Source organism: Nocardioides sp. Z21_20, from assembly GCF_059766585.1.
In genome coordinates this window covers 1-13,272 of the sequence record NZ_JCBAJX010000013.1, presented here as the reverse complement: position 1 = coordinate 13,272, position 13,272 = coordinate 1, and the positions used below count along the sequence as shown (strand labels likewise).

The following is a 13,272-nucleotide window of genomic DNA, read 5'->3' as shown; positions in this document are numbered from 1 at the left end:
AGTGCCCCCCGTCAACTACTGATGTTGTCGGGCGAAGTTTCGGCCGACAAGTTCAGGGTTCCCCGGCCGACCGGGGAAACCGGCGCCCCAGGCACGCCACGACAGCCGCCCCAGCCCGCACCGGCAAGCGCCCCCGTCAGCGCTGGCGGATCAGACCCTCCTGGGCGACGGTGGCGACCAGGGTCCCGTCACCGGTGAAGACCCGGGCCAGGGCGAGCCCGCGTCCCCCGGAGGCGGAGGGGGACGTCTGGTCGTAGAGCCACCACTCGTCGGCTCGGAAGGGGCGGTGGAACCAGATGGTGTGGTCCAGAGACGCCACCTGCATGCCCGGGCTGCCGACCTGTACGCCGTGCGGGACCATCGTGGCGCCGATCAACGTCATGTCGCTGGCGTAGGTGAACGCGGCCAGGTGCAGGAGCGGGTCGTCGGAGAGCCTGCCTCCGGTCTTGATCCACAGCTGCGCCCGGGCGGGGTGCATCGGGTCCTCGGCGAGGCCACGCACGGATGTGCCGAGGTGGCGCACGTCGAGGGCCGACCATTCCCGGTCCCACTCCGCCGCGGCCGCGTCTGAGCGCGAGGCGAAGATCGCGCTGAGCCCGATCGCCTCCTCCGGCGGCGGCACCTGCGGCATCACGTCCTGGTGCTCGAAGCCCTCCTCGGGCCGCTGGAAGTTGGCGGTCAGGAAGAAGATCGGGCGCCCGTGCTGGCGGGCGACGACGCGGCGGGTAGCGAAGGTGCGCCCGTCCCGGATCGCGTCGACGTCGTAGATGATCGGCACCGCGGTGTCGCCGGGCAGCAGGAAGTAGGAGTGCAGCGAATGCGGCAGGTAGGCCGGGTCGGTGGTGCGCGCCGCCGCGATCAGCGCCTGCGCCGCCACCTGCCCTCCGAAGACCCGCTGCAGCTGGGTGTCCGGCTGGCGCCCCCGGAACAGGTTCGTGTCGATGTCCTCGATGTCGAACAGGTCGACGAGCTCCTCGATGTTGCCGGGCACGGCGTTCCTCTCAGTGGCGGGGCGACTCAATGACGGGGCGACTCAGTGGCAGGGCGGACGAGGCGGGCCTCACGCAACGAGAGAGCTCAGCGCGCTTCGCCGTCCGGGCCGTCGAGCCCGGCCAGGAACTGCTCGAACTGCTGGCCGATCTCGTCGCCGGTGGGCAGCGGCTGGTCCCCCGCGAGCAGGCTGCTGCCGTTCTCCTCGGCGCGCTGGAACGCGTCGTACTGCCGTTCGAGCCCCAGGACCACCTCGTTGACGTCGTCGTGGGTGGCCAGGTAGGCGGCGATCTCCACCTCGCGCGCCTCCGCCTCGGTGCGCAGCTCGGTCAGGTCGACGGTGAGCCGGGCGCCGCGCTCGACCTGCTCCAGCAGCGCCACCGCGGCGCGCGGGTAGTCGAGCTGGGCGAGGTAGTGCGGCACGTGGGCGACGTAGCCCAGCGCGTCGTGTCCCCACTCGCCGAGGCGCACCTCGAGCACCGCCTGCGCACTGGCGGGGACGCGCAGCTCGCCGCGCCACGGGCTCTCGCCGGTGAGCAGCGCGGCGCGGTTGGCGTGGTGGGTGATCGCGATCGGCCGGGTGTGCGGCACGGCCATCGGCACCGCGCCCATCCCGACCACGCGCTTGACCTCGAAGCGCTCGACGACCTCGCGCACGGCCCGGTTGAACGCCTCCCAGCGGATGTCGGGCTCGGGGCCGCGCAGCAGCAGGAACGGCGTGCCGGCACTGTCGCGCAGCAGCCGCACGGTCAGCCGGGGAGCCTGGTAGTCGGTGTAGTGGTCGCGCGCGAACGTCATCGGCGGACGCCGGGCGCGGTAGTCGTAGAGCGCGTCCACGTCGAACGTGGCGACCACCGGACCGTCGCTCAGCTCCTCGAGGTACGTCGCGGCTCTCGCCGCGGCGGAGCCGGCGTCGAGGAAGCCCTCGAGCGCGTGCACCATCACCAGGTCCGCGCCTGCTGGGCCGTTCTCTCGCGCCTGCGCCAGCGCCGCGTTGAGCTCCGGCACATCGTCGACGATGTGGACCAGCCTGGATCCCTCGGTCACGGCTCCTCCTTGACTGCAGCGGGTGGCGCCTCGACGGCGCCGTCGCGAAACACCTCGGTCCGCGCTGTGCCAGCGCATCTCACAACCACGATATTCCCGGTGTGCCCGCCACCCGGACCGGCCACCCGTGACCACCCCCACACAGGCTGGCGACGACGCGGAGGGCCCAGCATTGTTACTGAGAGGTAACCTACCTCACGGGAGCGCGGCGGCGACGTCTGCGCGCCCATCCCAGCCACATATCCCTCGAGGAGACTTCGTGCCCCGACAGTTGCGAGAGGTCGTCTTCGTCGACGGCGTGCGCACCCCCTTCGGCAAGGCCAAGGGCCAGTACGCCGAGACCCGCGCCGACGACCTGGTGATCAAGTGCATCCGCGACCTCATGCGTCGCAACCCCTCGCTGCCCGCGGAGCGGGTCGACGAGGTCGCGATCGCCGCCACCACCCAGATCGGCGACCAGGGCCTGACCATCGGCCGCACCGCAGCGCTGCTCGCGGGCCTGCCGCAGTCGGTGCCCGGCTACGCGATCGACCGGATGTGCGCCGGCGCGATGACCGCCGTCACCACGCTCGCGGGCGGCATCGCGTTCGGCTCCTACGACGTCGCGATCGCCGGCGGAGTCGAGCACATGGGCCGTCACCCGATGGGCGAGGGCGTCGACCCCAACCCGCGGATCATGTCCGAGGGCGTCGTGAACCCCGACGCGCTGGTCATGGGCATCACCGCCGAGAACCTGCACGACCGCTACCCCACCATCACCAAGCAGCGCGTGGACGCCTACGCCGTGCGCTCGCAGGAGAAGACGGCCGCCGCCTACGCCGACCACAAGATCCAGCCCGACCTGGTCCCCGTGGCGACCCGCTCGGCGGAGCTCGGCTGGGGCCTGGCCACCACCGACGAGCCGATGCGTCCCGGCACCACCATGGAGACGCTCGGCGCGCTCAAGACGCCGTTCCGCTCGCACGGCAACGTCACCGCCGGCAACGCCGCGGGGATCAACGACGGCGCCACCGCGTGCCTGCTCGCCGAGGAGGAGACCGCCCGCGAGATGGGTCTGCCGATCCGGATGCGACTGGTCTCCTACTCGTTCGTGGGCGTCGAGCCCGAGGTGATGGGCGCCGGCCCGATCCCCTCCACCGAGAAGGCCCTCAAGCAGGCCGGGCTGAGCATCGACGACATCGAGGCCTTCGAGGTCAACGAGGCGTTCGCCGTCCAGGTGCTGGCCTTCCTCGAGCACTTCGGCATCGCCGACGACGACGCGCGGGTGAACCCCTACGGCGGTGCCATCGCGATGGGCCACCCGCTGGCCTCCTCGGGCGTGCGGCTGATGACCCAGCTGGCCCGCCAGTTCGAGGAGCGCCCGGAGGTCCGCTACGGCCTGACCACCATGTGCATCGGCATCGGCATGGGCGGCACCGTGATCTGGGAGAACCCGCACTGGACCGGTGCGGCCACGACTGAAGGAGAGGTCGCCTGATGACCGAACTGACCACTCTGCTCGAGCGCGCCGCCGCGATCTCCTCCGACGACGAGGTCGTCACCCAGGCCCGCCTGCGCCCGGTGACGCTGCCCGGCGGCGCCGGCGTGCTGGGCCTGATCACGCTCGACAACGGGCACGACCACACCCGCCCCAACACCTTCGGCCCGCGCTCGCTGATGGCGCTCAACGACGCGATCGAGGCGGCGCTCTCCGAGCCGGCCATCACCGCGATCGCGGTCACCGGCAAGCCGTTCATCCTGGCGGCGGGCGCCGACCTGACCTCGATCGCCGGTCAGGGCCCCGAGGCCGTGCGCGTCGTCGCCGAGCTCGGCCACGCCGTCTTCCGCCGGCTGGGCGAGGGCGGCAAGCCGTCCTTCGGCCTGATCAACGGGCTGGCGCTGGGCGGCGGCCTCGAGGTCGCGCTGCACTGCGACTACCGCACGGTGGTCAAGACCGCGCCCGCGCTCGGTCTGCCCGAGGTCATGCTCGGCCTGGTCCCCGGCTGGGGCGGCGCCTACCTGGTGCCCAACCTGGTCGGCCCGGAGAAGGCCGTGAAGCTGGTCATCGAGAACCCGCTGAACAACGGCAAGACGCTCAACGGCCAGCAGGCCTACGACCTCGGCCTGGCCGACGCGATGTTCGAGGGCGCCGACTTCCTGGAGCAGTCCCTGCTCTGGGCCGCCGACGTGCTCACCGGTGCCGTCGTCGTCGAGCGCCCCGAGCTCGACCGGGGCGAGGCCTGGGACGCCGCCGTCGCGAAGGGCCGCTCGATCGCCGACGCCAAGACCGGCGGCGCCTCCCCCGCGGCGTACCGCGCGCTCGACCTGATCGCCGCGGCCCGCACCGCCACCCGCGAGGAGGGCTTCGCGGCCGAGGACGAGGCCCTCGAGGCGATGTCGCGCACCCCCGAGACCGCCGCCAGCCTCTACTCCTTCGACCTGGTGCAGAAGCGCGCCAAGCGACCCGCCGGCGCACCGGACCGGTCCCTGGCCCGCAAGGTCACCAAGGTCGGCATCGTCGGCGCCGGCCTGATGGCCAGCCAGCTCGCGCTGCTGTTCGTACGACGCCTGCAGGTGCCGGTCGTGCTGACCGACCTCGACCAGGAGCGCGCCGACAAGGGCGTGGGCTACGTGCACGCCGAGATCGACAAGCTGCTCGCCAAGGGCCGGCTCAACCAGGACAAGGCCAACCGCTTCAAGGCCCTGGTCACCGGGGTCGCGGACGAGGACGCCAAGGCCGCGGCCCTGGCGGACGCCGACTTCGTGATCGAGGCGGTCTTCGAGGAGATGGGCATCAAGAAGTCGGTCTTCGCCGACGTCGAGAAGCTTGTCTCCGCCGAGTGCGTGCTGGCCACCAACACCTCCTCGCTGTCGATCACCGAGATGGCCGCCGACCTGGCGCACCCCGAGCGGGTGGTGGGCTTCCACTTCTTCAACCCGGTCGCGGTGATGCCGCTGCTGGAGATCGTCAAGGGCGAGCAGACCGACGACGCGACGCTGGCCACGGCGTTCGCCACCGGCAAGTCGCTGAAGAAGACCACGATCCTGGTCAAGGACAGCCCGTCGTTCATCGTCAACCGGCTGCTCGGGCGCTTCCTCGGCGAGGTCGCCAAGGTCGTCGACGCGGGCACGCCGCTGCAGGTGGCCGACCGGGCGTTCGCGGGCGTGGCGCCGATGCCGCCGTTCGTGCTGCTCTCGCTGGTCGGCCCGGCCATCGCGCTGCACAACAACGAGACGCTGGCCGGCGCGTTCCCCGACCGGTTCTACGTCTCCCCCGCCCTCAAGCGGGTCGTCGAGGCGCGCAAGACCTCGTTCTACGGGCCCGACGGCAACGTCGACCCCGAGGTCGAGGCGCTGCTGGAGAAGCCGGAGAGCCCGGTCGTGCTGAGCGCGGAGGAGGTCCGCGTCCGCGCGCTGAGCGGCCTGGCCGAGGAGGCCCGGCTGATGCTCGAGGAGGGTGTGGTCGCGGCGCCGCAGGACCTGGACCTGGCGATGATCACCGGCGCCGGCTTCAGCTTCTGGAACGGCGGCCTCACCAAGCTCCTGGACCGCACAGGAGTCAGCACCTACAAGTTCCACTGACGCGAGTCGTCACGAGCTCGCACGCGTACGCCGTCGAGTCGGCGTGAGCTCGTGGCGTAGAGTCACCGAGTCGGCGCATCCTCTCGCCAGGGTGCGCCGACTCGGCATTTCCCGGCATGGCCGTGCGCGGCGCGCATGTAGGTTTGGCTCATGACCGAGTCAGCCGACGAAGCCCGTATCGACAGCCGCTCCGACCTGCTTCCCGAGGAGGTCGCCGCAGGCAGCGACGACGCCACCGAGCAGGCTCGGGTGATCCTCGAGGAGTCCGACGCCCGCACGGAGAACCCGCAGGAGACCCGGCACGAGTCGAGCCAGACCCCCGACTGAGCGAACCTTCCTCCCCCCTCGTCGCGTCTGGGTGGGTGAGCCGGTCCACGACGGACCGGCCCCACGGAAGAGGTGACCCATGGCGCGCAGGGACCCTGCGGCGTTCGCCGAGTTCGTAGCCGCCCGTTCGGCCGCCCTGAACCGGGCGGCCTACCTGTTGGTCGGCGACGTGCAGCTCGCCCAGGACCTGGTCCAGGAGGCGCTGACCAAGACGTACGTCGCCTGGCCGCGGCTGCGCGACCCCGGTGCGGTGGAGGCGTACACCCGCAAGGCGATCACCACGACCGCCATCGGCTGGTTCCGCCGCAAGAGCTGGTACGGCGAGCGGCCGACCGCGCAGCTCCCGGAGCGCCTCACGCCCGGCCACGCCGAGGCGGTCACCCGCCACGACTGGCTGTGGACGGCGCTGCAGGAGCCCCCGTGCGTCAGCGCGCCGCCATCGTGCTGCGCTACTACGAGGACCTCACCGAGGCCCAGACCGCGGCGGCCATGGGCTGCGCGGTCGGCACCGTCAAGAGCCAGGTCTCGGCCGGGCTCGCCAAGCTCCGTGACCGGCTCGGCGACGACGCCGGGACCTCCCTCGACGACCTGGTGGTGACCCGATGACCGGACTTCTCGATGACGTGATGCACGAGCGTGCCGAGGCGATGGACAGTGTCCCGCCCGACGTCGACGCCATCGTCCGCACCGCGCAACGTCGGGTGGCGCGGCGCCGTGCCGCCTGGGCCGGGGGTGGCCTCGCCGCCGGGATCGCGCTGGCCGCGATCAGCCCCCTGGCGCTGGGCGGTGACGGGCCGACCCAGCGCGGCATCGCTCCCGCGGCCCCCTTCGCCGAGGGCCAGGTCGTCTACTCGCTCGGCTCCACGATCCACGCCGGAGCGAGGACCATCGAGGCCGAGGGCGACGTCGTCGCCCTGGCCACCACCGACCGCGGGGTGGTGTTCGCCGACGAGCCAGGCGAGGTCTGGGCCAGCACCGGCGGCGACCCCGTCCGGGTGGGCCGGATCGGGCTCGAGGACGTCGAGACGCCCGAGCTGATCGCCGACGGCGACCTCGCTGCATGGCTCGCCGCCGGCGCGGACGGACCCGTCTTCACCGTCCTCGACCAGCGCACCGGTGATACCCACGAGCTTCGCGCCGAAGGCGTTCAGGGCACCGACGGCGACCTGGGGCCGACCATCGGGGTCGACGCGGTCGACGGCGACACCGTCTACGTCCACGACGACCGCGGCCCGGTCGCGTGGGAGCCGGCCGCCGGGCGGACCACGGTCCTCGAGACCGCCCCCGGGGAGCGGGTCCGGATCCTGGACGTGAAGGGTGGCGTGTTCGCCTACGAGGTCAGCCGCGCCACACCGGGGGGCGACAACGCGACCGAGGTCGTGCAGCGGATGGGGCGCAGCCTCCTCGACGGCGTGGAGGCCGACCTCACGAACGTCTCGGTCTCGCCCGAGGGCACGCACCTGATCTCGGAGACCAACGACGAGAACGTGATCCTGGAGACGGCCACCGGCCGGCGGGTGCCGTTCGACAACGGGTCCTACTCGTTCCTGGTGGGCTACCACTGGCTCGACGAGGACACCTACGCCGCGATCGCCTTCCGCCGCAACACCGATCCGGCGCCCGAGCTCCTGCGCTGCGACCTGGGCGGCGGCTGCGACCCGGTGCTGCAGGACGTGCCTGCCGACGTCCGGCTGGCGTTCCCGACCGACTCCTGAGCCTCAGCCGAAGGTCTCCACGATCCGTTCCCCGGCCCGACGGGCCAGGTCGTCTCCCTGCACCCCGAGCAAGTCGGGCAGGACGTCGGCCTGCTCGTCGGGCTCGGTGTCGGCGTAGGCCTCGAGCAGGGTCCAGAGCATCTCCTGGCCGTAGGTGTCGACGAGCTGCTGGCACACCCACCAGGCGACGCCGTAGTTCGCCCCGGACCGGATCCCGTTGAAGGTGTCGTCGTCGGGCAGACTGCGGATCCCCCGCCGGGCGGCGTCCAGCGCGGCCCGGGAGATCGTCCGGTCCCGCTCGGGCAGCGGCTGCGCGGAGACGTACTCCGCCAGCCCCTCCGCCAGCCAGGTCGGCACGTCGTCGTCGCGCTCCCCCAGTACGACGTGGGTGAGCTCGTGGCGGATCAGTCGGTCCCGCGCCGTCCCGGGCTGCTGCAGCATCCGCGGGTGCAGCATGAACCGGTACGCCGCGGTGCGCCCGGTACGCCCGCCATGGACGGGGAACGCGACCGCGTCGAGCCGCTCCGGGTCGCCGCCGGGCAGTCCGCGCAGCCTGGCCAGCACCCGGGTGGTCGACAGGGCGTAGACCACCACCTTCCCCGACCAATCGTGCGGCAGGACGTGGGAGACCTCCGCGCGTGCGGCGTCCACGGCGGCGAGGATGGCCGTGGCGCTGCCCGCACTGTTCCGGTCGAAGACGCCGAGCACCCCGCTGCGCTCGCGGATCACCGTCCGGGTCAGGTCCCAGGGGTGCCCGCCGACGTGGTGCTCACGCTCCCAGGCCCGGTCCCGCTCGGAGTCCAGCAGCCACTGGCCGGTGGCGTCGGGGTCCGGGCGGAAGCGCAGGAGGCGGATCTCCTCGACCGGCACCTCGTCGTACCCGCGCAGCTGCATGGTCAGGCGCACCTGCGCCCGCAGCCCACCGCTCTCGTCCGAGGCGAGCGTGTCCGCGAGCAGGGTGTGCCGGTAGGCCTTCAGCGGCAGCTGCTCCAGGTTGGTGAAGTAGCGGCGCTGACGGCGGACCAGCGCCCGGTCACCCCGGTGCACGCCCGCGAGGAACGCCTGCTGGTCGCCACCGTGGACCGCACGGTCGCGGCGCGCCAGCACCTGCTGCAACGCACCGACCGTCTCGGCGTCCGGGCCCCCACCGGCCGTCGTCGGCGCGTCCTCGCGCAGCGAGCAGCCTGCCCCGGCGAGCACGAGCAGCGGCACGAGGAGCCCGACGAGGATGGACCGCCACCGTCTCCCCGCCCACCACTGCATGCCTCAATGAACGAGCGAACCGGTCGCCGGTCACGTGCAGGTGACCGGCGACTCGCGGCGCTACAGGCTGCGGTCGGCGTCGACCAGAGCGCCACCGTCGGACAGCGCGGTCATGTCCTCGACGATGTCCAGGGCGATGGCCTGTGCGGTGAGACCGATCCGCTCGAGGATCGCACCCCGCTTCGCGTGGTCGAGGAACTCCTGCGGGATGCCGTGCAGGCGGAAGGGCGTGTGGACCCCGGCGTCGTTGAGCGTCTGCAGGAGCACCGCGCCGCAGCCGCCGATCCGGCCGTTGTCCTCGACGCTGACCACCAGCCGGTGCTCGCGGGCAAGCTCGACGATCGCCGGGTCGACGGGCTTGACCCACCGCGGGTCGATCACGGTGACGCCGATGCCCTGGGCGATCAGCCGCTCGGCGACCTCGACGGCGGCGGTGCACATCGAGCCCACCGCGACCACCAGCACGTCCTTGGTGCCGTTGCGCACGAGCACGTCCGCACCACCGGCGCGGCCCACGGCCTCGATGTCGTCGGGCGGGGGCCCCTTGGGGAAGCGGACCACGGTGGGCGCGTCGTCCACCTCGACGGCCTCGTTGAGCAGCTCGCGCAGCCGGGTGGCGTCGCGCGGGGCGGCCAGACGCAGCCCGGGCACCACCTGCAGCATCGACATGTCCCACATGCCGTTGTGGCTGGCGCCGTCGTCGCCGGTGACGCCGGAGCGGTCGAGCACGAAGGTCACGCCGCACTTGTGCAGCGCGACGTCCATCAGCACCTGGTCGAAGGCCCGGTTCAGGAACGTCGCGTAGACCGCCACGACCGGGTGCAGGCCGCCCATCGCCAGGCCGGCGGCGGAGGTGGCGGCGTGCTGCTCGGCGATGCCGACGTCGAAGGTCCGCTCGGGGAAGTGCGCCTCGAAGTGGTGCAGGCCGACCGGGTGCATCATCGCCGCGGTCACGGCGACCACGTCATTGCGACGCTGTCCGATGTGCACGATCTCGTCGGCGAACACGTCGGTCCAGATCCGGCCCTTGGGGGTCTCCTCGCCGGTGTCGACGTCGAAGGGCCCCGGCGCGTGGAACTGGTCCGCGACGTGCCGCTCGGCGGCGTCGTAGCCGAAGCCCTTGCGGGTCAGCGCGTGCACGATCACGGGGCCGCCGTAGCGCTTGGCCTGGGCGAGGACCTGCTCCATCGCGTCGCGGTCGTGGCCGTCGACCGGGCCGACGTACTTCAGGCCGAGGTCCTCGAAGAGGCCCTGGGGCGCGATCGCGTCCTTGAGGCCCTTCTTCATCGCGTGCAGCGCGTCGTACGCCGCGGGGCCGACGCCGGGGACCGCGTTGAGGCGCTTCTTCACCTGGTCGAGGACCTGCTCGTAGCGCGGGTTGGTGCGCAGGGACGTCAGTGCGGTGGCCAGGCCACCGATAGTGGGCGTGTAGGAGCGCCCGTTGTCGTTGACGACGATCACCAGGCGGCTGCTCTGCGCGATCGCGATGTTGTTCAGCGCCTCCCAGGCCATCCCACCGGTGAGCGCGCCGTCGCCGATCACGGCGACCACGTGGCGGTCCTCGCCACGGATCGCGTAGGCCTTGGCCAGACCGTCGGCATAGCTCAGCGCGGTCGAGGCGTGGGAGTTCTCCACGATGTCGTGGTCGGACTCGCTCTGGCTGGGGTAGCCGCTGATGCCGCCCTCCTGGCGCAGTCGGTCGAAGCCGGCGGCGCGTCCGGTCAGCAGCTTGTGCACGTAGGCCTGGTGACCGGTGTCGAAGACGACCCGGTCGTGCGGCGAGTCGAAGACCCGGTGGATGGCCATCGTCAGCTCGACGACGCCGAGGTTCGGTCCGAGGTGCCCCCCGGTGCGCGAGCAGGTCGCGACCAGGAAGTCGCGGATCTCGCTCGCCAGCGCATCCAGCTGGGAGTCGTCGAGACCACGCAGGTCTCGTGGGGTCGAGATCGACTCCAGGTAGCCCATCAGTGCGCGTCCTCCCAGTTTGCGGTGCTGTGCCGTGTCGGCCCACCAGCGGTGAGCCGTCGGCCGAGTCTATCCGGGAGGGGCAACGAGGGCTCAGTCGTCGTCGGATGGCGCGGCGGCAGCGGCCAGCTCGCGGTGCAGATCGGTGTCCACCAGCATGGGCAGCACCAGGGCGGCCGCCGCCGTCAGGTCGAGCGTCAGCGCCTCGGCGGGGTCGACGAACACGATCCGCCGGCCCTCACCGCACTCGATGTCGTCGTCGGTGAGCGACGTGGCGCCGACGAAGATGTGACACACGTCCTGGGTGCCGTAGGCCTCGTGGAACACCTCGACGTCGCGCCACCATCCCAGACCGGACTCCAGCCGGACGCCCGTCTCCTCCTCCAGCTCGCGATAGGCGCCGGCCTCGGGGTCCTCCCCCTCGTCGAGGTGGCCGCCGGGGAGGCCCCACCGGTCGGGATCGATCACCGGGTGGGAGTCGCGCTCCTGGAGCAGCAGCCAGCCGCGGGGGTCCACCAGCAGGACACTCGAGAACTCATGCACTCCTGCACGCTACAACCGGGCGACGAAGCGCCGCCCGCGCAGGGCCTCCTCGACCAGCCCGACTCCGCGTCGCACGCCGAGCAGCCGCGCCTCCTCGGCCTGCCAGGTCTGCACGGCCGCCTCCACGACGTCGGCGTCGGCCACGTCGCGCAGCGAGGACCGGGCCTCGCTCAACCCGCGGCGAACGGCAGCCTGGCTCGCCTCGACGTGCAGCGTCGCGAACCGGGCGAGGACGACCACGTGCCGGCGCAGCGTGCGATGGCCGCGGTACTCCGGCGGGCAGATGTCGAGCAGCCAGTCGGCCGCGGTCCGCTCCCAGTCGGGTGCGTCCGGCGGGCGGACCTGGGCCGGCCATCCGGGAGGGGCGACGTAGCGGGGCATGCGACCCAGTCTACTCCGACATCGAACACGTGTTCGATGGCGGAGGGCTTCCGGCAGTCCCCGCGATGTGACACTCTCGAGTGGCGAGCGATCCACCCTGGCGCACCACCGACCTGCCCGGAAGGCGATGTCGCGATGACACAAGCGATGCCCCGTCAAGGCCCGCCGCCCCGTCCCGCGCCCTGGCACTACGGCTGGTGGCTGCTCGTCGGCGGGCTACTCGGGATGGGGATCGCGGGCATCTTGACCATCGGCGTGTTCGTGCTTCCGGTGGCGATCGTCCTCGCGGTCACCGGGGCGCTCCGCCCGGCCCTGCGCAACAGCTCGGTGGCCGCCACCGCGGCGGGTCTCGCACTACCGGCCCTGTACCTCGCGTGGCTCAACCGCGCCGGTCCCGGGCGGGTCTGCGAGAGCACGGGGACGAGCACCGCCTGCAGCGAGACCTGGAGCCCCTGGCCGTTCGTCGTGGTGGCCGTCGTGCTCGTGGTGGCGTCGATCGCTCTGGCGCGCGTCACGCTGCGGGTGAGCGAACCGCGCTAGCCCTACCGCCCTCGTCCACGGGAGCTCACCCCGCCAGGAACGACAGCCGGATCTCTCGGGTCGCGTTGTCGACGTTGAGATCCACCAGACAGATGCTCTGCCACGTGCCGAGCGCCGGCTCGCCGTCCAGGACCGGCACGCTGGCGTAGGGCGCCACCAGCGCCGGCATCACGTGGGAGCGGCCATGGCCGGTGGAGCCGTGCCGGTGTCGCCACCGGTCGTCGGCCGGCAGCAGGTCGCCCAGGGCGGTCAGCAGGTCGTCGTCGCTGCCCGAGCCGGTCTCCAGGATCGCGAGTCCCGCGGTGGCGTGCGGCACGAAGACGTGCAGGAGCCCGTCGCCGCGACCCCGGACGAACGCCGCGCACTGGCGGGTGATGTCCACGACCCGCTCCCGGTCGCCGGTGGTGCAGGTGAACGTCTCCGAGATCACGACCGCGCTCCGGGCTCGGCCTGCGGGTCGGGTGCGGAAGCCAGGAGACTCTCGACGCGCTCCACCTTCGCGGTGAGCTGGCCCTCGAAGCCGGCACGGATGTCCGCCTTCAGCACCAGCGACACCCGCGGGGAGACGGCGGAGACGACCTCGACGGCACGCTTCACCACGGCCATCACCTCGTCCCACTCCCCCTCGAGGTTCGTGAACATCGCGTTCGTCTCGTGCGGAAGCCCGGACTCTCGTACGACGCGCACGGCGGCGGCGACCGCCTCGCTGACACCGCCGGTCTCGTCGGCGGTCCCCGGGGAGATGCTGAAGGCAACGATCATGGGTCCACGCTAGTCCACGGACCGGCGATGAACAGGACCAGCAATGAGGCGAGGGGGCCGTGAATGCACATAAATGCACGTAGAGGCCATCACTGACCCGGGGGTCTGTGATGGCCTCTACGTTGAAGTGTTGTCCGGCGGCGTCCTACTCTCCCACAACCTCTCGATTGCAGTACCA

The 13,272-nt window shown here is 71.9% G+C and carries 14 protein-coding genes and 1 pseudogene; 7 read left to right on the top strand and 8 right to left on the bottom strand.

Translation table 11 applies throughout. The features are described from left to right. Positions 1-136: 136 nt before the first annotated feature. The gene (locus AC6EH9_RS16720) at positions 137-991 is read right to left on the bottom strand and encodes an acyl-CoA thioesterase (RefSeq protein WP_498424677.1); all 855 of its coding nucleotides are present in this window, start codon (positions 989-991) and stop codon (positions 137-139) included. Between the two features lie 86 nt (positions 992-1,077). Continuing rightward, entirely contained in the window at positions 1,078-2,037 is a 960-nt protein-coding gene (locus AC6EH9_RS16715; protein WP_498424676.1) for a PAC2 family protein, read from the bottom strand. Positions 2,038-2,296: 259 nt separating this feature from the next. On the opposite strand from AC6EH9_RS16715, the gene AC6EH9_RS16710 reads away from it, so the two are divergent. From AC6EH9_RS16710 to AC6EH9_RS16685, 6 genes and pseudogenes are all read left to right on the top strand, one after another. After that, positions 2,297-3,514 carry a thiolase family protein gene (locus AC6EH9_RS16710; RefSeq protein ID WP_498424675.1) on the top strand — a complete coding sequence of 406 codons (1,218 nt, stop codon included), beginning with the start codon at positions 2,297-2,299 and terminating at the stop codon, positions 3,512-3,514. After that, positions 3,514-5,598 carry a 3-hydroxyacyl-CoA dehydrogenase NAD-binding domain-containing protein gene (locus AC6EH9_RS16705; protein WP_498424673.1) on the top strand — a complete coding sequence of 695 codons (2,085 nt, stop codon included), beginning with the start codon at positions 3,514-3,516 and terminating at the stop codon, positions 5,596-5,598. The genes AC6EH9_RS16710 and AC6EH9_RS16705 overlap by 1 nt, the downstream gene beginning before the upstream one ends. Before the next feature lie 150 nt (positions 5,599-5,748). Continuing rightward, a complete protein-coding gene (locus AC6EH9_RS16700; protein WP_498424671.1) occupies positions 5,749-5,925 on the top strand; it encodes a hypothetical protein in 177 nt (58 codons plus the stop codon). Between the two features lie 79 nt (positions 5,926-6,004). Then, positions 6,005-6,181: pseudogene (locus tag AC6EH9_RS16695) on the top strand (sigma factor); the annotation flags it as partial. 164 nt (positions 6,182-6,345) lie between these two features. Beyond that, complete coding sequence (locus AC6EH9_RS16690) at positions 6,346-6,531, top strand: sigma factor-like helix-turn-helix DNA-binding protein (protein WP_498424670.1); 186 nt, start codon at positions 6,346-6,348, stop codon at positions 6,529-6,531. Next, positions 6,528-7,640, top strand: a complete 1,113-nt coding sequence (locus AC6EH9_RS16685; protein WP_498424668.1) for a hypothetical protein — start codon at positions 6,528-6,530, stop codon at positions 7,638-7,640. Before AC6EH9_RS16690 ends, AC6EH9_RS16685 begins: the two co-directional genes overlap by 4 nt. A 3-nt stretch (positions 7,641-7,643) precedes the next feature. On the opposite strand, the gene AC6EH9_RS16680 is transcribed toward AC6EH9_RS16685, so the two are convergent. The 4 genes from AC6EH9_RS16680 to AC6EH9_RS16665 form a co-directional block, all read right to left on the bottom strand. Next, positions 7,644-8,852 (bottom strand): peptidase MA family metallohydrolase, encoded by a 1,209-nt coding sequence (locus tag AC6EH9_RS16680; protein ID WP_498424666.1) that lies wholly within the window; start codon positions 8,850-8,852, stop codon positions 7,644-7,646. 111 nt (positions 8,853-8,963) lie between these two features. Then, on the bottom strand, positions 8,964-10,868 hold the full coding sequence (dxs, locus tag AC6EH9_RS16675; protein ID WP_498424664.1) for a 1-deoxy-D-xylulose-5-phosphate synthase: 1,905 nt from the start codon (positions 10,866-10,868) through the stop codon (positions 8,964-8,966). 93 nt (positions 10,869-10,961) lie between these two features. Further along, positions 10,962-11,411, bottom strand: a complete 450-nt coding sequence (locus AC6EH9_RS16670) for an NUDIX domain-containing protein (RefSeq protein WP_498424662.1) — start codon at positions 11,409-11,411, stop codon at positions 10,962-10,964. 9 nt (positions 11,412-11,420) lie between these two features. Further along, positions 11,421-11,792: a hypothetical protein gene (locus tag AC6EH9_RS16665; RefSeq protein WP_498424660.1), complete on the bottom strand. Its 372-nt coding sequence runs from the start codon at positions 11,790-11,792 to the stop codon at positions 11,421-11,423. Positions 11,793-11,939: 147 nt separating this feature from the next. Here AC6EH9_RS16665 and AC6EH9_RS16660 point away from each other — a divergent pair, with 147 nt between their 5' ends. Further along, complete coding sequence (locus AC6EH9_RS16660) at positions 11,940-12,332, top strand: hypothetical protein (RefSeq protein ID WP_498424657.1); 393 nt, start codon at positions 11,940-11,942, stop codon at positions 12,330-12,332. Positions 12,333-12,357: 25 nt separating this feature from the next. On the opposite strand, the gene AC6EH9_RS16655 is transcribed toward AC6EH9_RS16660, so the two are convergent. Together AC6EH9_RS16655 and AC6EH9_RS16650 are read right to left on the bottom strand one after the other, a co-directional pair. Next, complete coding sequence (locus AC6EH9_RS16655) at positions 12,358-12,762, bottom strand: secondary thiamine-phosphate synthase enzyme YjbQ (RefSeq protein ID WP_498424656.1); 405 nt, start codon at positions 12,760-12,762, stop codon at positions 12,358-12,360. Continuing rightward, a complete protein-coding gene (locus AC6EH9_RS16650; protein WP_498424654.1) occupies positions 12,759-13,094 on the bottom strand; it encodes a thiamine-binding protein in 336 nt (111 codons plus the stop codon). The genes AC6EH9_RS16655 and AC6EH9_RS16650 overlap by 4 nt, the downstream gene beginning before the upstream one ends. Between the last annotated feature and the right edge of the window lie 178 nt (positions 13,095-13,272).

Coding starts and splice junctions, on each gene's coding strand:
- AC6EH9_RS16665 (WP_498424660.1), bottom strand. CDS start 11,792: ATGCCCCGCTACGTCGCCCCTCCCGGATGGCCGGCCCAGGTCCGCCCG.
- AC6EH9_RS16650 (WP_498424654.1), bottom strand. CDS start 13,094: ATGATCGTTGCCTTCAGCATCTCCCCGGGGACCGCCGACGAGACCGGC.
- AC6EH9_RS16660 (WP_498424657.1), top strand. CDS start 11,940: ATGCCCCGTCAAGGCCCGCCGCCCCGTCCCGCGCCCTGGCACTACGGC.
- AC6EH9_RS16685 (WP_498424668.1), top strand. CDS start 6,528: ATGACCGGACTTCTCGATGACGTGATGCACGAGCGTGCCGAGGCGATG.
- AC6EH9_RS16705 (WP_498424673.1), top strand. CDS start 3,514: ATGACCGAACTGACCACTCTGCTCGAGCGCGCCGCCGCGATCTCCTCC.
- dxs (WP_498424664.1), bottom strand. CDS start 10,868: ATGGGCTACCTGGAGTCGATCTCGACCCCACGAGACCTGCGTGGTCTC.
- AC6EH9_RS16700 (WP_498424671.1), top strand. CDS start 5,749: ATGACCGAGTCAGCCGACGAAGCCCGTATCGACAGCCGCTCCGACCTG.